Annotated in this window: 17 protein-coding genes; 9 read left to right on the top strand and 8 right to left on the bottom strand. The window is 34.4% G+C overall.

The features are described 5' to 3' along the window. Positions 1 to 48: 48 nt before the first annotated feature. Positions 49 to 732: a GNAT family N-acetyltransferase gene (locus J2W95_RS07775; RefSeq protein WP_310005652.1), complete on the top strand. Its 684-nt coding sequence runs from the start codon at positions 49 to 51 to the stop codon at positions 730 to 732. Between the two features lie 32 nt (positions 733 to 764). Here the strand turns inward: J2W95_RS07775 and J2W95_RS07770 are convergent, their stop codons facing one another. The 5 genes from J2W95_RS07770 to J2W95_RS07750 all read right to left on the bottom strand — a co-directional run bounded on the left by J2W95_RS07770 (position 765) and on the right by J2W95_RS07750 (position 5921). Continuing rightward, positions 765 to 2033, bottom strand: coding sequence for an MFS transporter (locus tag J2W95_RS07770; RefSeq protein ID WP_310005651.1), 1269 nt, complete (start codon positions 2031 to 2033; stop codon positions 765 to 767). Positions 2034 to 2045: 12 nt separating this feature from the next. Beyond that, positions 2046 to 3734: a single-stranded-DNA-specific exonuclease RecJ gene (recJ, locus tag J2W95_RS07765; protein ID WP_310005649.1), complete on the bottom strand. Its 1689-nt coding sequence runs from the start codon at positions 3732 to 3734 to the stop codon at positions 2046 to 2048. 50 nt (positions 3735 to 3784) lie between these two features. Beyond that, positions 3785 to 4129: a HopJ type III effector protein gene (locus tag J2W95_RS07760; protein WP_310005647.1), complete on the bottom strand. Its 345-nt coding sequence runs from the start codon at positions 4127 to 4129 to the stop codon at positions 3785 to 3787. A 10-nt stretch (positions 4130 to 4139) separates the two neighbouring features. Beyond that, complete coding sequence (gene rsmI / locus J2W95_RS07755; RefSeq protein WP_310005646.1) at positions 4140 to 4856, bottom strand: 16S rRNA (cytidine(1402)-2'-O)-methyltransferase; 717 nt, start codon at positions 4854 to 4856, stop codon at positions 4140 to 4142. 63 nt (positions 4857 to 4919) lie between these two features. Then, entirely contained in the window at positions 4920 to 5921 is a 1002-nt protein-coding gene (locus J2W95_RS07750; protein WP_310005644.1) for a hypothetical protein, read from the bottom strand. Positions 5922 to 6155: 234 nt separating this feature from the next. Here J2W95_RS07750 and J2W95_RS07745 point away from each other — a divergent pair, with 234 nt between their 5' ends. The 5 genes from J2W95_RS07745 (at position 6156) to J2W95_RS07725 (ending at position 13768) form a co-directional block, all read left to right on the top strand. Then, complete coding sequence (locus J2W95_RS07745) at positions 6156 to 6749, top strand: thymidine kinase (protein WP_310005642.1); 594 nt, start codon at positions 6156 to 6158, stop codon at positions 6747 to 6749. Positions 6750 to 6779: 30 nt separating this feature from the next. Continuing rightward, on the top strand, positions 6780 to 9227 hold the full coding sequence (locus J2W95_RS07740; RefSeq protein ID WP_310005640.1) for a bifunctional UDP-N-acetylmuramoyl-tripeptide:D-alanyl-D-alanine ligase/alanine racemase: 2448 nt from the start codon (positions 6780 to 6782) through the stop codon (positions 9225 to 9227). A 64-nt stretch (positions 9228 to 9291) separates the two neighbouring features. Then, positions 9292 to 9720: a large-conductance mechanosensitive channel protein MscL gene (gene mscL, locus J2W95_RS07735; RefSeq protein ID WP_310005638.1), complete on the top strand. Its 429-nt coding sequence runs from the start codon at positions 9292 to 9294 to the stop codon at positions 9718 to 9720. A 268-nt stretch (positions 9721 to 9988) separates the two neighbouring features. Further along, complete coding sequence (locus tag J2W95_RS07730; RefSeq protein WP_310005636.1) at positions 9989 to 10978, top strand: aspartate-semialdehyde dehydrogenase; 990 nt, start codon at positions 9989 to 9991, stop codon at positions 10976 to 10978. 582 nt (positions 10979 to 11560) lie between these two features. After that, complete coding sequence (locus J2W95_RS07725) at positions 11561 to 13768, top strand: TonB-dependent receptor (protein ID WP_310005634.1); 2208 nt, start codon at positions 11561 to 11563, stop codon at positions 13766 to 13768. Between the two features lie 57 nt (positions 13769 to 13825). Here the strand turns inward: J2W95_RS07725 and mtgA are convergent, their stop codons facing one another. Further along, the gene (gene mtgA, locus J2W95_RS07720) at positions 13826 to 14569 is read right to left on the bottom strand and encodes a monofunctional biosynthetic peptidoglycan transglycosylase (RefSeq protein WP_310005633.1); all 744 of its coding nucleotides are present in this window, start codon (positions 14567 to 14569) and stop codon (positions 13826 to 13828) included. A 3-nt stretch (positions 14570 to 14572) separates the two neighbouring features. Then, positions 14573 to 15685 (bottom strand): NAD(P)/FAD-dependent oxidoreductase, encoded by a 1113-nt coding sequence (locus J2W95_RS07715; RefSeq protein ID WP_310005631.1) that lies wholly within the window; start codon positions 15683 to 15685, stop codon positions 14573 to 14575. A gap of 251 nt (positions 15686 to 15936) precedes the next feature. On the opposite strand from J2W95_RS07715, the gene J2W95_RS07710 reads away from it, so the two are divergent. The 3 genes from J2W95_RS07710 (at position 15937) to J2W95_RS07700 (ending at position 21045) form a co-directional block, all read left to right on the top strand. Then, positions 15937 to 16350 carry a hypothetical protein gene (locus J2W95_RS07710; protein ID WP_310005630.1) on the top strand — a complete coding sequence of 138 codons (414 nt, stop codon included), beginning with the start codon at positions 15937 to 15939 and terminating at the stop codon, positions 16348 to 16350. A gap of 115 nt (positions 16351 to 16465) precedes the next feature. Next, on the top strand, positions 16466 to 18367 hold the full coding sequence (locus tag J2W95_RS07705) for a S9 family peptidase (protein ID WP_310005628.1): 1902 nt from the start codon (positions 16466 to 16468) through the stop codon (positions 18365 to 18367). 245 nt (positions 18368 to 18612) lie between these two features. Further along, on the top strand, positions 18613 to 21045 hold the full coding sequence (locus J2W95_RS07700) for a hybrid sensor histidine kinase/response regulator (protein WP_310005626.1): 2433 nt from the start codon (positions 18613 to 18615) through the stop codon (positions 21043 to 21045). On the opposite strand, the gene J2W95_RS07695 is transcribed toward J2W95_RS07700, so the two are convergent. Further along, on the bottom strand, positions 21042 to 22379 hold the full coding sequence (locus tag J2W95_RS07695; RefSeq protein ID WP_310005624.1) for a sigma-54-dependent transcriptional regulator: 1338 nt from the start codon (positions 22377 to 22379) through the stop codon (positions 21042 to 21044). The two genes, J2W95_RS07700 and J2W95_RS07695, sit on opposite strands and share 4 nt — an antisense overlap. Positions 22380 to 22507 lie beyond the last annotated feature (128 nt).

The following is a 22507-nucleotide window of genomic DNA, read 5'->3' as shown; positions in this document are numbered from 1 at the left end:
CAGCTATTAGTACAACTCACTTTCGGTATTTCATAAATATAATTAAAGATGGCAACTGGTAATCATAAATTAGACAACCCCGTTTGGCATTCGGTGTCCGAAACTCATAGAGATTACGGAATTGATTACGGAACTATAAAATTCTACCATCCCGATTATTGCCCTTTTGGAGGTATTGTTGCTCTTGATAATATAGAGCAGTATATTTCTGAATACGCTAAATTAGCCAGCAATTTTTTTATTATTGGACAAAGACCAATTATACCTGAGAGTCTAAAATTAAACAATGAATTGATCTGTCTTCAAATGATTATTCATGATAAAATTGAGGGAAACATTGAAGATGAGATTGTGAAATTAGAGGAAGAACATTTAGACGATTTATTAGGATTGGTCAAAATTGTTTATCCCGAATATTTTAAAAAGAAGACTTCTTCATTGGGAAATTATTATGGCATTTACAAAAACAATCAGCTCGTTGCTGTAACTGGCGAACGAATGCAAATGGATGAGTACACAGAAGTAAGTGCGGTAATTACACATCCGGAACATACAGGAAAAGGATATGCAAAGCAATTAGTTACTCATACCGCAAATGCTATTTTTGCAAAAAACAAAACCCCATTTTTACATGTTGCCGAGTCCAATATTGGAGCAATCAAGCTATATGAAAAATTAGGTTTTGAGACCAGAGCTAAAATAAGTGTTTGGAATATTGTAAAAACTGATTAAGATATCTTTTAAAAATGTTATCTCAATAACTTTTACGATTGATTTTCGTGCTCTTCCAGATCTTTTCGCAAATCTAATTTTCTAAATTCTGGAGAAATAAATCCAGTAAAAAGTACAATAACAAGGGTCATACTTCCTCCAAAGACAACTGCCGTTACTGTTCCCATCAGTTTTGCGGTTAGTCCACTTTCAAACGCTCCCAACTCATTCGAAGAGCCTACAAATATTGAATTTACTGAGGCAACACGACCGCGCATATGATCAGGAGTTTTAAGCTGTAAAATCGTTTGTCGGATAACCATCGAAATTCCATCGACAACACCGCTGAAAAACAGAGCTAAAAGTGAAATCCAAAAGCTTGTGGAAAGTCCAAATATGATGATGCACACTCCAAATAGAAATATTGCTGTCAATAGTTTCATTCCAGCATTTTTGTTTAAAGGAACATAGGCTGCAAAAAACATGGTCAAAATAGCACCAACTGCTGGGGCGGCTCTCAAAAAACCGAATCCTTGCGGACCTACTTTCAAAATGTCTAAAGCAAAAATTGGGAGAAGGGCGACGGCTCCTCCAAATAAAACTGCTGCCATATCAAGCGTTAAGGCACTTAAAATCGTTTTGTTATTAAAAACAAATTTGACACCTTCTTTCAAACTTTCCATTACTGGCTCTCCAATTTTTGGATTCAAAATAGGTTTTTTTTCTATTTGAGTTAGTATTATTAAAGCAAAAAGAGAGCACGCAAGAACTAAACACATTGACCAATGTACTCCAATTAAATGAATAGAGAAACCTGCCACGGCTGGCCCCACAACAGAACCCACTTGCCAAACTGAACTGCTCCAAGTTGAAGCATTAGAGTAAACTTTTTTTGGCACAATGAGAGCCAAAAGCGAGAAAACGGTTGGCCCTAAAAAGGAACGAACAATTCCCCCAACGAACACCAAGAAATAAATTGTATATAGAATAGCAGTTGTAGGTAAGTCAGAATTTACTTCTGGCCAAGTGATTAAAAACAATCCTAAACTAATTACTGAGAATCCTAAAATACATTTGAGTAATAAGCCTTTTTTTTCTTTTTGGTCGACAACATGTCCTGCGAATAATGACACTGCAATGGCCGGAATGATTTCCATTAAACCAATAATACCAAGAGAAAGAGCGCTTTTTGTAATTCTATACACTTCCCATTCAATGATAATAAATTGCATGGACCAAGCAAAAACCATGGCAAAACGAATAAGTAAAAAGGTATTGAATTCTTTAAATCTCAGTGCTGCGTATGGATCGTTTTTTTTCATTTTAGTCTTGAATTATTTAATGTCTTTTAATCGTAGTTGAATGCTCACTTTGTCATTCCATTCATTTTCATCGATGCAATATACGGCATCAAATTCTTTTTGATTGGAGGTTATGTCTTTTTTATTTCCAAGTCCAAAGCCAATAGCGGTAAGGCCATCGGAGTTATTTTGCTTTACAAATAACTTTAAATGTTCATCTTCAGAACCTAGGGTTTTGGCATAACCTGTATCCTTTATTTTTTTGGTTAAAAAAACTGGAGTCATATTTAATGGACCAAAAGGCTCAAATTGTTTTAGAATCCGAATTAATTTTGGTGAAATGTCTTCAAAATTAATTTCGGCATCAATAGATATTTCGGGAGTTAACTGGTCGGGATGAATAGTTTCCTGGACTATTTTTTCAAATGCGTTTTTGAAAACTTGATAGTTTTCTGCTGCTAAAGTCATTCCCGCTGCATACATATGTCCACCAAATTGCTCTAAATGTTCCGAACAGGCTTCAAGTGCGTTGTACACATCAAATCCTTTTACCGATCGCGCAGAAGCTGCATATTTATCTCCACTTTTGGTAAAAACCAACGTGGGACGATAATAGGTTTCTATTAATCTGGACGCCACAATTCCAATAACCCCCTTATGCCAATCCTCTTGAAAAACTACCGAAGTAAAGTTTTTCTCTTCCTGATTTTGGGTAATTTGCAGCAGTGCTTCTTTGGTGATTTGTTTGTCTAAATCTTTTCGATTGGTATTGTATTGTTCAATTTCGGAAGCAAATTGCTGTGCTTGTTCAAAATCAAATTCTGTCAATAACTCAACTGCGTGGTTTCCGTGTTTGATGCGACCAGCAGCATTGATCCGAGGCGCAATTATAAATACAACATCAGTAATGTCGAGTGTTTTCTTTTTTATTTGATGTATTAATGCTTTGATTCCGGGTCTTGGCTCCGCATTAATTACCTGCAATCCAAAATAAGCCAATACTCGGTTTTCACCAGTCATAGGCACAATATCTGCGGCAATTGCTGTGGCTACTAAATCAAGATACAAAACCAAATCTTCAAGAGTTTGGTCTCTATTGGCACCTAAAGCCTGAATTAGTTTGAAACCTACGCCACAACCACACAATTCATCATAGGGATAATCGCAATCTTCACGCTTTGGATCCAGAACCGCAATGGCTTCCGGTAAAATTGGCCCAGGCCTGTGGTGGTCACAAATGATGAAATCAATGTTTCGTTCTTTTGCGTAAGAGACATGATCTATGGATTTTATACCACAATCCAGAGCAATGATGAGTGAAACGCCATTATCATCGGCAAAGTCAATTCCTGCGTAGGAGATTCCGTAACCTTCGTTGTAGCGATCCGGAATATAAGTGGCAACATTGGGATAATAACTTTTTAAATATGAAGAGACAAGAGAAACAGCGGTAGTTCCATCGACATCATAATCCCCGAAAATGAGAATATTTTCCTGATTTGCAATGGCTTTTTCAATGCGCTCGACTGCTTTGTCCATGTCCTTCATTAGGTAAGGATCGTGTAAGTCGTCTAGACTTGGGCGAAAAAAAAGTTTGGCTTGTTCAAAAGTTTCAATGCCTCTTTGTATCAATAAAGCAGCGACAAATTCTTCTACATTCAAAGCTTGGGCTAGGTGCTTTATTTTTTCTTCAGCAGGTTTTGGCTTAAGTGTCCAACGCATTTTTTATGGCAGTTTTAGGGTGCTAATTTTTTGTATTTAATGAAATGAAACTATTTCAAAAGCAATGCTTCTCCTTCAAATTGAATTCCATCCCAACCTGTTTTCATGAAATTGCGAATATTTTGATGATTTGTCCCATAAGGTTCACCCAAAACTTCTACAAAATAATAGGCTCCAAAACAGGCTAAAGTTTCGGCAACGGATAATTTTTGCAATAGCGCAAAAGCAAATAATTTACAAGATCCTGAATTTTCGCCGGCAGCATTATAGTGTTCTCCATTAGTAAACCCAGTTGGTATAAAAACGTAGTTCTCATCAATTATTGCTATTGTTTCAGCAAATTCTATTGCTGTTGGGGTTTGAACTAGTTTGTCTAAAAAGGTATTGATAGTCATGATTAGTTATTTATTCTTCGTCTTTTTGAAATTTGTTTTTCTTGGCTTCTTTCACAATTGTTTTTCCTGCAACAACTACGACGATTTCTCCGCGAGGAGCTGTTTTTTCAAAGTGTGTCAACACTTCGCGGGCAGTTCCCCGAACATTTTCTTCGTGTAATTTTGATAATTCCCTGCAAACACAAATGGTTCGGTCTTCACCAAAATAGGTAATGAATTCGGCTAAAGTTTTGACCAATTTATGAGGAGAAACATACAGAATCATCGTGCGAGTTTCCTCGGCAAGTTCCAAATAGCGCGTTTGTCTTCCTTTTTTTTCCGGTAGAAATCCTTCGAAAATGAATTTGTCATTTGGCAAACCGCTGTTGACAAGCGCAGGGACAAAAGCCGTTGCGCCAGGTAAACATTCAACTGCAATTCCGTTTTCGATGCAGGCACGAGTTAATAAAAATCCTGGGTCTGAAATCGCCGGTGTTCCCGCATCAGAAATTAATGCAATGTTTTCACCTGCTTTTAATCTTGAAATTACATTCTCGATTGTTTTGTGTTCGTTGTGCATATGATGACTGTGCATATGCGTGCCAATCTCAAAATGCTTGAGCAATTTACCGCTCGTTCTGGTGTCTTCGGCAAGGATTAAATCTACTTCTTTAAGAATTCTAATGGCCCGAAAAGTCATGTCTTCGAGGTTACCAATAGGAGTAGGGACTATATATAATTTTGACATTTTTCTTGCTTAAAGAGAGGATTTAATAAAATATAAAATAGGAAATGAGTAAAGTTGAAATCCTTAAAACGACAAGAATTTTTTCTCAATGATTTCCATAAAGCGATGCTCGTAATCTTCTTTTCCGTCCCAATTATTGTAATCTGGTTTTACCATTTCGTCAATAAAAGTTTTGGTTTCAGTAAAAGTATCAAATGTAATGAGCTGATTCACTACACGATTGTAATCCTCATTATTGCCGCCGAATAAATGCTTAACAAAAGCAATTCGGTCATTAAGCCCAATGTTGATTTCTTTTGCTAATTTATCATTTAGGGTAATTGTTTTGGGTTCTGCTTTTTCAAATGTTGTTTGTGGAGCATTTGAAATGGACTCTTTCTGAAAATCAAAATCAGAAATTGGTTGTATAGAATCCAATTCTGGTTTTTTATTAGAAGCAGAAACTTTTACAAAATCAGGATCAGAATATTTACCACCAAGTAAATCATCAAAAGATATTTGAACTATTCCCTTTTTCTTAGGCGTTTCTGGTTTTGTAATTTCTATTGATTCAGCAATTGGTTCAATTTCTGTTTCTTCCAAAACAAACATTGGCTTTTCAATTAGGGTATCCTCTTCTGTTTCTTCAGTAATAATTTCTTCGGATCCTTCTGCCACAGCCAAAGGTTCAGCAATAATTGAAGCTGGAACTTCTTCGTTTTCAGCAATAGGTTCTTCCAATTCTACTTTGTAATCTTCTTCTTTTGCTTCTTCAACTTCAATAAGATTGATAGATTTATCCTCAATAATTTCAGGAACAGGAGCCTCTTCTATAATAATTGATTGAGGTCTTTGAAGTTCGGGAACCGGTATGTTTTCGAAAAATTCGTCTACTTTTTCTACAACTTCAGCTTGACCAATGGTAGGTTTTGAATCTCCAAAATGCTCTTCCACGAATCGTAAAACTGCTAATTTTTCATATAATTTTTGTGTTTCCAAAAAAAGCTGATTGACGTCAGATTTATTTTTAAGTTGTAAAATTCTATGTGCAATGCTGATTAAGTCGGCTTCCAATTTTTTTTTCATGACTTCTGAAATTATAATGAATATGGCTTTATATAAAATTGTTCTTTGTTTGTAATGGCTGGCGAGGTATGAATTTCTTTTTTCTTATTTATTATCTAAATAAGACCTCTCAAATTTTCGATTTGATAAAAATTATCTACTTTTGAAACGAGGTAAAATTAAGTTTACCCATGCGATTTATTACCGTTACAAAGTAATAAAAACTATTCATTTTTTAAGCTAGAAAAATATAAAATGTTTCTCGAAAACACAGTAAATCATAAAGAGCAGTTTGGTTGGATTGAAGTCATTTGCGGTTCTATGTTTTCGGGCAAAACCGAAGAACTGATTCGCAGGTTAAAAAGAGCACAATTTGCCAAGCAAAAAGTAGAGATTTTCAAGCCTGCAATTGACACTCGATACCACGAGGAAATGGTGGTATCCCACGACAGTAACGAAATTAGATCAACTCCCGTTCCCGCTGCCGCCAATATCGCGATTTTGGCTCAAGGCTGTGATGTGGTTGGGATTGATGAAGCACAATTTTTTGATGACGAAATTGTAACTGTTTGCAACGATCTTGCTAATCAGGGGATTCGTGTTATTGTTGCTGGTTTGGATATGGATTTCAAAGGAAACCCTTTTGGACCAATGCCCGCACTTATGGCCACAGCAGAATATGTTACCAAAGTGCACGCTGTTTGTACCCGAACAGGAAATCTAGCCAATTATAGTTTTCGAAAAACCGATAGTGATAAACTCGTAATGCTTGGTGAAACCGAGGAATATGAGCCATTGAGTCGCGCTGCCTATTATCACGCGATGAGAAAAGATGACAAAAACAGCTAGAGTCAAAAAAACCAATAATAAAGTCTAAGATTGAATTTAAACATTGTAAATATTGAAACTGTCCTAAATTCGAGATGGAATGGAAATCCTACAGGAGAATCTATTGATAACATTTCGATTGACAGTCGTTCTTTGCAAAACAATGAAAAAACACTTTTTTTTGCATTAGTAGGAACCAATAATGACGCTCATATATACTTAAAAGATTTAATTGGTAAAGGCGTTCGCAATTTTGTGGTAACGCACATTCCCAATGGTCTTGAGTCAAAAGCCAATTTTTTAGTTGTCAAAAATACTTTAGAAGCTTTACAACAAATCGCGGCATATTACCGAAACCTTTTTTCGTTTCCAATTATAGGAATGACAGGAAGCAACGGCAAAACAATCGTAAAGGAATGGCTCAATTTTCTGTTGAGTCCCGATTATAATATTATCCGAAGCCCTAAAAGTTATAATTCTCAAGTTGGTGTTCCGTTGTCGGTGCTTGCTACTAATGAGAAACATAATCTAGGTATTTTTGAAGCCGGAATTTCGACCGTTTCAGAAATGGAGAAACTGGAGAAAATCATTCAGCCAACTATTGGCATCTTAACCAATATTGGCTCTGCACACGATGAAGGCTTTCAAAATTTGGAAGAAAAAGTCAAAGAGAAAATGCTGCTTTTCAAAGATTCGGAAGTAGTGATTTTTCAAAAAAATATTGACGTAGAGAAATTTATTCTTCCGAAAACTAAAGCTATCTCTTGGTCTTTTACAGATACAACTGCTGACGTTTTTGTTTCCAAAAACGAGCATACACACGAAAACACAATAATTGAATATACTTATAAAGGAAATGTTTCGACCTTAAAAATTCCTTTTGTGGATGATGCTTCGGTCGAAAATGTGATTACTTGTTTATCGGTTTTATTGCATTTGGAATACGATGCCAAAACCATTCAAAGCCGAATCGAATTATTGTATCCGATAGAAATGCGTTTGAAAGTAAAAAAAGGAAACAATAATTGCAGTCTTATTGACGACAGTTATAGCTCCGATTTTCAATCTTTAAAAATAGCATTGGATTTTCTCGAAAGTCAAAAACAACATCAGAAGAAAACGGTCGTACTTTCGGATATTTTTCAAAGCGGATTGTCCAATGAAGTGTTGTATTCTAAAGTGGCGGAGTTGATTATTTCTAATGACATCAGCCGTTTTATAGGTATTGGTGAAACGATTTCAACATTGGAAACAAAACTTCCAAATGCCTTATTTTTTAAAGATACCAACGATTTTTTATTGCATTTGGAGCAATTGAATTTCGAAAATGAAACCATTTTAATAAAAGGCGCGCGATCTTTTCAGTTTGAAGAAATTGTAGCTGCATTTGCTGAGAAAACACACGAAACGGTTCTTGAAATCAATCTGAATGCGATAAGTCATAATTTTAATTTCTTTAAATCAAAACTAAAACCGACCACTAAAATGATGGCGATGGTAAAAGCGTTTGGTTATGGAAGCGGAGGATTTGAAATCGCAAAATTACTAGAACATCACAAAGTAGATTATTTGGGAGTGGCATTCGCAGATGAAGGGATTTCATTAAAAACTGCAGGCATAAAATTGCCAATTATGGTTTTGAACCCCGAAAACACGAGCTTTCCGGCCATTATTCAGCATCAATTAGAACCTGAGATTTATAGTTTGAAAGGACTGAATGCTTTCCTGAAAATTGCGGAACAAAAAAAACTAAAAGATTTTCCTATTCATATTAAAGTGGATACTGGGATGCATCGTTTGGGTTTTGAGGCGAATACAATTGATGATTTAATAGCCACTCTGAAAGGGAACTCAACAGTCAAAGTACAGAGTATTCTATCACATTTGGCCACAAGTGATGATTTGCAACATAAAGATTTTGTACAGTATCAAATTAATTTATTCGAGAAATTATCTTCAAAATTAATGGGTGAATTGGAGATTACTCCTATTCGTCATATTTTGAACACATCCGGAATCAGTAATTTTCCACAGGCACAATACGATATGGTTCGTTTGGGAATTGGTCTTTATGGTGTATCTAATGATTCTGAGGAGCAAAAGTATCTTGAGAATGTGGGAACTTTAAAATCCATTATTTCCCAAATCAGAACAATTCAATCAGGAGAAAGTGTTGGCTACGGCAGACGATTTATGGCAAATAGAGAATCGAAAATTGCCACTATTCCTATTGGTTATGCCGATGGTATTACTAGAAGTTGGGGAAATGGAATTGGATTTGTGACGATCAAGAATAAAAAAGCTACCATCCTAGGAAGCGTTTGTATGGATATGCTAATGGTGGACGTGACCGAGATTGATTGCAAAGAAGGAGATGCAGTAGTGATTTTTGGAGAAAGCCCAACCGTAACTTATATGGCGGAGCAATTAAAAACTATTCCGTATGAAATCCTTACGAGTATTTCGCAACGTGTAAAACGTGTTTTTTATAGAGAATAACATCTTTTTTTGTTAAAAATTGAGTATATTCGTTACATTCTAAATTAACCAAAACCAATACATTATGGGATTTATAAGTGATTTTAAGGCCTTTTTGATGAAAGGCGAAATAGTAAATTTGGCTACAGCGGTAATCGTTGGAGGTGCTTTTGGAAAAATCGTAACCTCTTTTACAAATGACGTTTTGATGCCACCAATTGGACTTATATTAGGAAAAGTAGATTTCAAGAACCTAAAACTTGTTCTTCAGGACGGTGTTCCAGCTGTTATGGAAAATGGAACAGAAAAAGTTCCCGCAATTGCAGAAGTTGCCATTAATTATGGTGCTTTTATTCAGACTGTTTTTGATTTTGTTATTATTGGTTTTTGTATATTTATGGTACTAAAAGCCTATGAAAAAACCAAGAAGCAAGAAGTTGTGGTTGAAGCTCCACCAGCAGGACCAACACAGGAAGAATTGCTTACTCAAATTAGAGATTTGCTAAAAAAATAGACTCTAAGCGACTAAGTTGCTAAGTTAAAGAATAATGCTATTTCAAAGTCTTAGTAACTTAGCATCTCAGAATCTTAGAAACTATAAAAAAAACAATACCGCTTTACACTATATATTCTAACTAAACCACTCTATAAAAGGGTGGTTCTTTTGTTTTGTTTAATTTATAACAATTTGTTAATTTTTGTGAAGACGCTTGTTATGTTTTGGATATTACATACTTTTGTACTTCAAAAATGAAATATACACATATAATAATATAGTTACGATGAGAATAGCAGTTGTAGGAGCTACCGGAATGGTTGGCGAAATAATGTTGAAAGTATTGGCAGAAAGAAATTTTCCTGTAACCGAATTAATTCCAGTTGCTTCTGAGAAATCAATTGGGAAAGAAATTGAATTTCAAGGAAAAAAATACAAAGTAGTAGGAATGCAAACGGCCGTTGATATGAAAGCTGATATTGCGTTATTTTCTGCTGGAGGAGAAACTTCATTAGAATGGGCTCCAAAATTTGCTGCTGCAGGAACTACTGTTATTGACAATTCATCTGCTTGGAGAATGGATCCAACCAAAAAATTGGTGGTTCCAGAAATCAATGCAAATCAATTGACAAAAGAAGATAAGATCATTGCAAATCCAAACTGTTCTACTATCCAAATGGTATTGGCTTTGGCTCCATTACATAAAAAATACAATGTAAAACGTGTGATTGTTTCTACTTACCAATCCATTACAGGAACTGGTGTAAAAGCGGTTCAACAATTCGAAAACGAAGAAAAAGGAATCAAAGGCGATATGGTTTACAAATATGAAATCAACCGTAATTGTATTCCACAATGTGATGTTTTTGAAGATAACGGATACACAAAAGAAGAGATGAAATTGGTTAAAGAAACCAAAAAAATCTTGAGCGATGATTCAATCAAAGTAACCGCTACTGCTGTTCGTGTGCCTGTTGTTGGTGGACATAGTGAAGCGGTGAACGTTGAATTCAGCAATGATTTTGATGTAAACGATGTAAGAACTCTTTTGAGTCAAACAGACGGTGTAACGGTTCAAGACAATTTGGACACTTTTACTTACCCAATGCCAAAATATGCCGAAGGTAAAAATGACGTTTTCGTAGGACGTATTCGCCGTGACGAAAGCCAAGAAAACACTTTGAATATGTGGATTGTTGCCGATAACTTGAGAAAAGGAGCAGCAACAAACACTATCCAAATTGCAGAATATTTAATTGCAGCAAAATTGGTTTAATCCATTTCAGATATTTAATAAATAAGAAACTACAACTTTAATCGGTTGTAGTTTTTTTGTTTTCTTACCTTTGCGTTGATGAAAAGAAAACAGCTCATATTAAATCTTTCTTTGGTTGTCGCAGTATTGTTCTCAATAGTGTTTCAATCGGTTGATAGTATTAGCCATTTACAAGAAAAATTTTCTGAAAAAACCTGTCATCACACCTATAATTCTAGTTCGGAGTTTACGCATCAGCACCACAATTTTGACCATTGTTATGTTTGTCAATTTGGGTTTAGCAGTTTTGTAACACCAATAAATTATTCCTATGCATTCTTCGCTGGGAACTATACTATACCTTATTTCTTTGCAAATTCTGAATCTGTTTTTTCATTTTCGGGTAGTTTGTATTCTCATCGTGGGCCCCCAAATTGTATTTAGATAACCCAATTTTGCGGGTTATTTAGTTGTTAAAGTAGGCTATTGACTGGCAGTTTTCTTTTTAAGAAATTTTGTCGGTTGCTTTATTAATTACAAAAACATTTCCCGTCTAAGTTGCTTTTTCAAAGTGCTTTGATTGGGAACAATACAATTATTCAAATGAAAATATATATAGTAGCTCTATTGCTAGGGCTTACCACTTTTTTACATGCACAAAACACGATAACTGGAAAAATCACCGATTCCAAGAACAACCCTTTGACAGAAGTAACCGTCTATGCATCGGAATTGCATAAATCAACAAAGACGGATCAAAACGGAATCTATACATTGACAGAACTTCCAAATGGAAATCTAACACTTGTATTTTCTTCCGTGGGATTTTCGACCCAAAGTAAAAATATCGAAAAAACTCAAAATACCCCAACGTTTGATGTCATACTGGAAGAATTGGCTTTTCAGATGGATGAGGTTATTGTCTCAACTCCTTTCTCCAAATTGCAATCGCAAAATGTAATGAAAGTAGATCGAGAAAGTGTCAAATCAATGCAAGAAAAAGGTAGCGCCACTTTGATTGAAGGATTGGCTACCATTCCCGGAGTTTCACAAGTTTCTACAGGAACGTCAATCGGGAAACCGGTAATTCGTGGTTTGAGTGGGAACAGGGTTCTGGTCTATACTCAAGGAATCCGCTTGGAAAATCAACAGTTTGGCGATGAACATGGTTTGGGACTGAACGATTCAGGTGTAGAAAATGTTGAGGTTATAAAAGGGCCTGCTTCATTACTTTATGGCTCTGATGCATTGGGAGGGGTTTTGTTTTTTAATCCCGAAAAATTTGCTTTGGCGAATACTTTTCAAGGGGATTTTGGGCAAAGATTGTTTTCGAATACTCTTGGAGCCAGTACTACTTTGGGATTGAAAACATCTACCGATAATTGGAAATATTTGATACGTGGCGCTTACAATACACAGTCGGATTATAAAATTCCAGATGGTGATCGTGTCACTAACACGCGTTTTCAAGAAATGGATTTCAAAGCAGGAATCGGGTATAGCAATGCGAAGTTTTCTAGTGTTTTGAGATACAATTATAACAATTTGGACATTGGAATTCCCGAAGAAGGAATTGCAGACCAAACCACAACTAAGAAAACAACTTTTCCAAAACAAGAGGTTTTCAATAATTTACTTTCTTTAAACAATACACTGTTTTTTAGCGATTCAAAATTGGATGTGAATTTAGGTTATATCAAGAATGACCGAAGCGAGTTTGAAGACAGTGACGTTGCAGTTTTGCATATGATTTTAAACACATTTGATTATAATGTCAAGTATTATTTGCCAAAGTTTGGTAAAGTAGAAACCATTTTTGGTGTTCAAGGGATGTCCCAGGAAAATAAAAATCTAGCCGATGAGTTTTTAATTCCAAATGCAACAACAAATGATTTTGGTGTTTTTGGAACCGGAATTTATGAATGGGATTCAAACTCATTACAGGCAGGCCTTCGTTTTGATTACCGAAATTTAGTTTCTGAAGAACACGGAATCGTTGGCGAAGAAGGATATTTTGAAGCACTCGACAAGAATTATGACAGTTTCAATGCTTCGTTGGGTTATAAAACAAATTTTGCTACGGATCTGGTTTTCCGATTGAATGCGGCTACTGGTTTCAGGGCGCCAAACTTAGCAGAGTTGTCATCCAATGGCGTTCACGAAGGAACCTTTCGTTATGAAATAGGAAATCCAAATTTGAAAACCGAGCAAAACCTACAGACAGATTTGGATTTGGAATACAAAAGTGATCATTTTGAGTTTAGCGTGAGTGGATTTTACAATCATATTAACGACTACATTTATTCGTCACCATCTGGGGCAGAAATCGATGGTTTTATGGTTTATGATTACATTCAGAGCAATGCCAATTTGTATGGAGGAGAAGTCGCTTTGCATATTCACCCGCATCCATTGGATTGGTTGCATTTTGAAACCAGTTTTGAAACCGTTACGGGAAAATTGCAAGATGGTGGTTACTTACCTCAAATCCCGGCTAACAATTGGGACAACACTTTAAAGACTGATTTTGTAATTGGAAAATGGCTTGAGGATGCTTTTGCCACTTTAAATGTTTCAACTACTTTTAGTCAAGACAAGGTAAGCGGTTATGATATTTCTTCAGATGGTTATACGTTATTGAATATGGGGTTTGGAGGTAAAGTGAAGCTGGGTAAAACCGCTTTTGATGTAAACTTGAACGGTAATAACTTATTGAATAAAACATATATTCCTCATTTGTCTCGTTTAGCCACTTCAGGAATACCCAATCTGGGAAGAAATTTTGTTTTAGGAGTTGCATTTAAATTTTAAGGTTTAAATTTCTAAAAATAAAAAACTCCAATAGCAAATCGTTATTGGGGTTTAATTTTAATATTCAATTTTCCCGACATGTCTCATTATTCGAACAATTTTTGTTTTTCTATTGTTGATGTATGATGAGGAACTAGTTGCTTTGTATTTTCTTGGATTAGGTAAAATTGCTGCAATCCCCGCGGCTTGTGTCATCGTTAGACTCGAAGCGTCTTTTCGATACCAATGTTCAGTTGCGGCATAAGCTCCATATACGCCGTCACCCATTTCGATGCTGTTGAGGTAGACTTCCATAATTCGTTTTTTGCCCCAAATCACCTCTATTAAAACTGTAAAATAAGCTTCCAAGCCTTTTCGGAGGTAGCTTCGGCCTTGCCAAAGAAAAACATTCTTGGCGGTTTGCTGTGATATGGTACTTCCACCTTTTATTTTTCGGCCTCTTTCATTGCTTTTGTATGCTTTTTGCATCGCAATAAAATCAAATCCATTGTGTGTCAGGAAAGTCCCGTCTTCACTAGCTATCACAGCTTTTTGGAGGTTCATGGAAATTTTATTAATCGGCTCCCAATTATGGCTGAAATGATTTTCTTTACCTTCTGCAATATTTTCAAAATAACGTATCACCATTAATGGGGTGAATGGAACGGGTACAAATTTAAAAAGTACAACAAAAGAAACGGATATTCCAAAAAACCACAGCAAGACTTTTAGCAGAAACCATTTTACTTTGGTCCAAAAACTTCTGTTGTTTTTTTTGACGGGTTTCTTAGTTGGTTTTTTTGGTGTTATTTTGGTTGCCATTTTTTATGTTAAATCTGCTAATTCGGTTCCTATTAAACTGCCTATTGCTACTCCCATTCCGCCTAATCGAACGCCACAATACACGTTTTCAGATAGTTGGGAAACAATTGGTTTTTTGCTATTGCCGATGCCCATTATTCCGCTCCAGCGGTGTTCAATCTGGACATCATGATTGGGCAAAATTACTTTTTTTAATAAGTCTTCCAATTTTTTTTGTACAATTTCTGTTTGGCCAAATTCGGTCGTGGTTTCGGTTTCAAAATCTAGATTTCTACCACCTCCAAGCAGTATTCGATCGCCAATATTCCTGAAATAATAATAGCCTTTATCCAAATGGAAAGTTCCTTTTATGTCTAAATTTGGAATTGGTTCTGTAATTAAAACTTGTGCTCTTGCTGGTTTTACTCCGCCTTTGGTTAATTCATTGGCAAAACCATTGGTGGCAAACAATAATTTTTTGGTAGTAAAACTAAAATCGTCGAGTGCTACTTCAACACTGTTTTCCTTATCCAAAAAAGAAGTAACAGTTTTCTGGTTTAGTATTAAAATATCTTGCTCAACAGCTTGTTTTAACAAAGCTTGCATCATATTTCCAGTGTCAATTTGAGCTTCAAATGGATTGAAAATCAAATATTCGTTGATGTCTCCAAAACCAAAACGATCGACTTCTTTAGCAAACACATCGGATTTGAAAAGCGGCTTTAAGATTTGATTTATAAATGATAACTTATTTGAACATTCAGAAAAACTACTTTCATCGTCCTTTAAAAACAACTCGTAACCTCCGTAGGGTTTGAAATCTATTGTGCTGTCACCAAGTCGTTTTCTTAATAATTGCAGTCCGTCCCATCTTTTTTGTATGAGTTGGATAACATCTTCTTCTGTATGAGTTTTTAAATCTTCAATGATTTCCGAAATACTTCCGAAGCATGCAAACCCAGCATTTTTAGTGCTGGCACCTTGTGGTAACATCCCTTTTTCGAGTATCAATATTTTACTGTTGGGATATTTTTCGCGCAAGCGTAATCCTGTATGCAGTCCCACAATGCCACTGCCCACAATAGTGAAATCCACATTAGTAAACCAATTTTTTAATTCCCAATAGCTTAGTTGCATTTCACTTTTTTTTTATAAAATTAAATAAATTTTCTAGTTTGTGAATAGTACAATTTGAATATGTTGGGTATTATCAATTATTTTTTGAAATATTCTTTTTTAAGTTAGGAATGTATTAATAATTCAACCAATATGGTTTTGGCACTATAATTGTATTGTAAAAGAAGATTTTAAAAATCGGTATTAGCTTTAGATTGGTAGGATAAACTATTAGCTAGAACAAAATGTAATAATAAATTAAATACTTGGTTATGTTTGAAAATATAGATGAACTTATAGAAGTAAACTTAAAACTGCTATATACATCGAAATCTCAATTTATGATGCGAATCAATTTTAAAGATGAATTCGGTTTCAATTTAAAAAACTCCAAAGTGTTTGCTGAAATTTTAGATGAGAAAGGCCTAGTCGTTTTGGATCAAGATCAAGGATTTAGATGTGATTTAACTGACTTTGGTAAACAAATTTATGAGAGCGGAGGATGGATTGTGTACCTAAGAACTGTTGAATCGTTTGCAAATTTCAAAACCATCGTCAAGGTAGATTCTCAAGTTAAAAAAATGGAACGGTCTTTTTTAAAAAAAGTAATGGTTGCCGGTATTATTATCGTAGTGTTGTGTTTTTTTATCACGCTGCTGACAGTTGAACTTTTTAAAACTTCTTAGTTCAATTTTTCGCATAAAAAGCTATTTTATTTATGCTTTTTTTATGTATTTCAATTTATTTTAATTGATAATTATAATGTTATATTTGAAATCTGAATATGTATTTTAAACAATTATGAGAAAAACAATCCTTTTAATGCTAACAATGATGAGTTTAACTGCAAGTGCTCAAAATGTAATGACTCCAGAATTACTGTGGAAGTTAGGACGAATTACTCCTTTAGGAATTTCAAAAGACGGCAAAAATGTTGTTTACAAAGTTTCGACACCTTCAGTCGAAGAAAATAAATCTAGTTCCAAATATTATACTGTTGCCATTAGTGGAGGAACAGCTGTAGAAGTTAAGGACACAAAAGAAATTTTGTTTGATAAAAATGTTTCTCCTGATGGGAAATACATAGTTTACAATCAAGAAGTGAAAATTGATAATGTCTTAGGGAAAGACTATTACCCTAATTTAGATAAATCCGATGCTCAAATTTATAATGGTCTTGATTATCGCCATTGGGATACTTGGAATGAGGGTAAATTTAATCACGTTTTTTACAAAGAAAATAAAGAAGGAGCTGAAGGGATTGATATTTTGAAGGGTGAAAATTTTGACAGCCCGCAAAAACCTTTTGGTGGTGATGAAGATTATAATTGGTCCCCTGATGGGAAAAGTATAGTGTATGTGTGTAAGAAAAAAGCAGGTACTCAATATGCGCTTTCTACAGACACCAACATATATGAATACAATCTTGAAACTGGGAAAACAATCAATAGAACTGAAGGAAATTTCGGATACGATATGGCTCCACAATTTTCTCCTTCTGGGGATTTGACTTGGCTGCAAATGAAACGCGATGGTTATGAGGCCGACAAAAATGATTTGATTGTTAGTTTCAAAGGAATCAAAATGAATCTTACTGCCAATTGGGATGGAACTGTAAGTAGTTTCAAATGGAGTAATGATGGAAAAAAAGTATATTTTATTGCGCCAATTGACGGGACATTACAGCTTTTTGAAGTTAATTTCCCTGGTTTGACTAAAATTGCGATTACTGTAAAGCAAGTTACGAACGGTGATTTTGACGTGCATGATCTGGTAGGTTTTTCAGGAGATGATGTGATCGTTACAAGAACCGACATGAATCACGCCTCTGAAATTTTCTCTTATAATTTGAAGAAAAAATCTTGGAAACAATTGAGTAATGTAAATACTGAGACTTATTCAACATTAGCATTAAGCAAAACAGAAAGACGTTATGTAACAACTACCGACGGAAAAAAAATGTTGGTTTGGGTAATTTTGCCTCCTAATTTTGATGCGACCAAAAAGTATCCAACTCTTTTATATTGCCAAGGTGGACCTCAATCTCCTTTGACTCAATTTTATTCTTTTAGATGGAATTTCCAATTAATGGCTGCAAACGGATATGTTGTTGTAGCGCCAAACCGTCGTGGTATGCAAGGTCACGGTGTAGAATGGAATGAGCAAATTAGTAAAGATTGGGGAGGACAAGTGATGGACGATTATCTTTCGGCTATTGATGATATTGCAAAAGAAAGTTATGTTGACAAAGCACGTTTGGGTTGTGTTGGTGCAAGTTATGGAGGTTATTCTGTGTTTTATTTGGCAGGAATTCATAACAACAGATTCAAAACATTTATTGCCCACGATGGAGTTTTCAACACACAAAGTATGTTTGGAACCACCGAAGAAGTTTTCTTCAACAACTGGGATTTTGGTGGAGCTTATTGGGAAAAAGACAATGCAGCTGCACAAAAAGCGTATACTAAATTCAACCCTATAAATTATGTACAAAACTGGAACACACCAATTTTGATTATTCAAGGAGGAATCGATTTCAGAGTGCCAATAGGACAAGGTCAGGAAGCTTTTCAAGCGGCCCAGATACGCGGAATTAAAAGTAGATTTCTTTATTTCCCAGAAGAAAATCATTGGGTTTTAAAACCTCAAAACGCACAAGTTTGGCAAAAAGAGTTTTATAAATGGCTTAATGAAACGTTATAAGTCTTAAGCTAATTGATAATTTTGTAAAACACAAAACGACTTCTTTGACGGTTAATAAAGGTGATATTCCATCTAATATTGCTAAGGTAATAGGAGATAAAAAATAATAAACCTATAATTTGAAAACCTCACATTTTATGTGAGGTTTTTGTTTTTTTAATACTATTTAAACTTAGATAGAGTTCTATAATAAAGTCTATTAGCAATCTAAGTATATTCATTTTTGTAATTCTTATCTTTGAAATATGAACAGTAAAAAAAGCTATATTCCAATAAAAATTTTTATCAGTTATCTGGTTTTGGCTACCTTATTTGTTGGTGTGAGCTGGTTTTTGTATTCTGAAAATAAGGGGTTTTCTGAAGCCGAGAGTAAAGCTGCTAAAGCAAATAGCAAGATTTTAAAAGTTAGTAATTTACTTTCTAATATCTATGAAACGGAAAGTTTGGCTAGGATAACTATACAATCCGATTCGAAGAAGGATTTCCAAAATTATATTTCCAAAACAGATTCCTTAAAAATCGAAATTGATTCTTTAAAATTATTGGTCACAACTCAATATCAGATAACGTTATTGGATAGTGTGAAGCTTTTATTGTCTAAAAAGACCAATAATATAAGGTTACTGAAAGCCATAAAAAACAAAACAAATGATGAAGCGGCACTCAAAAAAGCTATTAATGATTTGACAAAAATGGAATCGTCGCTTAGAAAGCTCCAGCTGGAAGATTTTATAAAGCGTCCATCAGAGCTGGGGAGTTATCAACGAAATGTTCTTAAAAAATATGTGGCTTATTTGAATGAAAACATTCCAGACGACAGTACAAATACATTAAGTAAAAAAGAATCTGATTCGATTATAGCGGTTTCAAAAAGCTTACTTAATAAGGTCAAGAATGCTACTTTAAAAAAGAAACTTACATTAAATTATGAAGAAAACAGGTTGCTTCAAAATGAGCTTTTAATTTCAGATCAGTTAAGAAAGGTTTTGAGTATTATAGAAAGAGAAATTATTCGAAACACAACAAAAAACTATTTAGAAAAAGAAAAATCATTAAAACGAAATAATCAAATCGTTACCATAGCGGCAATGTTGGGGTTGTTCTCGACTTTGTTTTTTTTGATCTTAATTCTAAATGATTTTTCCAAGACGCAATCGTACAAAAAACAACTTGAAGAAGCTAATAGCACGACCAAAAGATTGCTCAGAAACCGGGAGCAGCTTATATCTACAGTTAGTCACGATTTAAAAACTCCATTAAGTACAATTGTTGGATATACAGAGCTTTTAGGTAATTCTGAGCTAACAAAAAAGCAATTGTATTTTGCCAATAACATAAAAGGTTCTTCAGAATACATTACAAAATTGATTCAGGATTTACTTGATTTTACACAAATCGAAGCTGGAAAAATTACGATAGAAAAGCTTCCTTTTTCTCTACCGGATGTTATTCACGAAGTGGCAAAAAGTATTCAATCCGTTTACGAACAAAAACCAATCGATCTTTCTATTGATATTGATGCTGTTTTTCAAGATAAAATCATTGGCGATCCATTTCGATTGAGGCAAATTGTTACCAATATAATTGGGAATGCTTTTAAATTTACTACTGAAGGTTTTATTAGAATAGAAGTAAAAGCTAATATTGAAAACAGTTCCCTTACAATTAAAGTCGAAGATTCTGGAATTGGAATACAGGAAGACAAACAACAATTAATTTTTGAAGAATTCACTCAGGCTAATGAAAGTATAGAAAAAAGATACGGAGGAACTGGCTTGGGACTTACGATTTCAAAAAAAATGGCTGAAATTCTTGGCGGTAAATTGAGTTTAAAGAGTGTTTACGAGAAAGGAAGTGTTTTTGAGATTCAACTTCCATTGCTGCTTGATTCATCTTCTCAAAAAGTGCCGGTAATTGGTCATTCCAGTAATAAGTTGACGGCGGTTGTTATTGATGATGATATTAATTTGTTAAAGTTGACAACTGAAATTTTACAGCAGAATGATTATAAAGTATTGTCGTTTAATAATGCTTCTGCGGCACTAGAAGCTCTGGAAAGCAATTCGTTTGACTTTATAATTACTGATATTCAAATGCCAGATATTGATGGATTTCTGTTTTTGAATAAGCTAAAGGAGTCTGTTACTATAGATTTTGACGAAAAACCAGTTATAGCATTAACTGGAAGGACTGATTTGGCAACGGAAATCTATATAAAAGCAGGGTTTACCAATGTGATTCGGAAACCATATTCTCCAAAAATATTAGTGGAAATTATAGATTCGATTTTGAAGAATGGAGAAACACAATTTACAACAATTGAAGAAGTTCAAATTAGAGTTGATCCAACAAAAAGATATTCATTAACCTCTTTGAAATTATTTTTATCAGATGATGATGATGTTTTAAAGAATTTTTTGCATTCTTTTAAAATAGCAACAACAGAAAATTTATTAATACTTGAAGAAGCAGTTTCTGAAAAAAATATCATAAAAATAAAAGAGATAGCACATAGAATGGGGCCAATGTTTAGACAGATTGAAGCTCATGAAATTGTTCAAATTTTAAGTAATTTGGAATACAATGAAATTTCATTTGAGGAAATTGAAGTTAAATTCAAAGTTTTGAAGACTTCAATCACATCTCTTTTTTTACTTTTAGAAAAAGAAATAACCTAATCGATATTGTGCTGTTTTAATTTATTATATAGCGTTTTCCTAGTTATTTTAAGCAATTTTGCTGCTTCAGATTTGTTGTTTTTCGCTTGATCCAAGGCGTTCAAAATGGCGTCTTTTTCATTTTCAAATAAAGAAAAATCACTTGTAGTTCTATTGCCCATCTGGAAAACTTCAAACGGGAGTGTGTTTTTTTCGATAAAATCACCTTGGGACAACAATGTGGCTCTCTTAATTATATTTTGAAGTTCTCTTAGATTCCCAGGCCATCTGTAATTTTCAAAAATTGTCACCACTTCGGGAGAAAATCCAATGATATTTTTATTTAATTGTTGATTTGCTTTCCCAAGAAAGAAATCGGCAAAGATCATTAAATCCCCATTTCGTTCAAGTAATGAGGGTGATTGAATTGAGAATTCATTGATTCGATGGTATAAATCTTCACGGAAGGTTCCGTTCTTTACAGCTTCTCTTAAATCTTCATTTGTTGCTGTAATTATTCGGATATCAACATTAATTTCTTTGTTACTACCGACTGGTTTTATTTTCCTTTCCTGTAATGCTCTTAGGAGTTGAATTTGATTTTCATAGGAAAGATTGCCTATTTCGTCAAGAAATAGTGTCCCCTTATTTGCAGCCTCAAAACAACCAATTTTGTCATTTATCGCTCCTGTAAAAGAGCCTTTTAAATGGCCGAAAAATTCACTGGCAGCTAGTTCTTTTGGAATTGCTCCACAATCGACGGCTATAAAATTGTTGTTTTTTCTGGGACTATTTTTATGAATGCTCTTTGCAATAACTTCTTTTCCTGTTCCGCTTTCGCCAATGATTAAAACAGACATGTCCGTCGGGCTTACAAGTTGAATGTATTCTGCCAATTTTTTTGATGCGGCTGAAATTCCCAAAACAACTTCTTCATCTGAGGATTTATTGCTTTTTGTAGAAGTAACAACTGTTTCATTTGCTGTGTTTACAACAGGAATCTGTAATGTATTGGCAATAACAAGTAAAACTTCTTCAGGATTAAAAGGTTTTGAAATGTAATCGGCTGCACCATTTTTTATGGCTTTCACTGCTGTATTAACATCAGAATAGCCAGTCATTAGGATGACTGGAATTGTCGGATATTCGCTTTTAAATTCAGACATAAGTTGAATTCCATCGTAGTCAGGAAGTCTCAAATCTGTGATTATAAGATCAAAAGTTTGACTTTTAATTTTAGTTTTTGCTTCTTCTACTGTAAAAGCAGTAGTTACAGAGTAAGATTTTTTCACGAGAAAATTTTCCAACATCTTGCAAAAGGAAACATCGTCTTCTATCAATAAAATCTTTGACATAGGTTTTTACTTTATTTGCTAAAGTAAAGTTATTAAAATTAGGGCATTCATAATAAACTTATAAAAAAAGGGAGAGAAACTCATTGAATTTCTCTCCCTTTTTACTCTAAAATTATTAAGTCCCCAAT

The sequence above is a fragment of the Flavobacterium granuli genome, assembly GCF_031456055.1.
Taxonomy (GTDB): Bacteria; Bacteroidota; Bacteroidia; order Flavobacteriales; family Flavobacteriaceae; genus Flavobacterium; species Flavobacterium granuli_A.
Note: the sequence above shows the minus strand (reverse complement) of the source record. Positions and strands in the feature narration are given on the sequence as shown.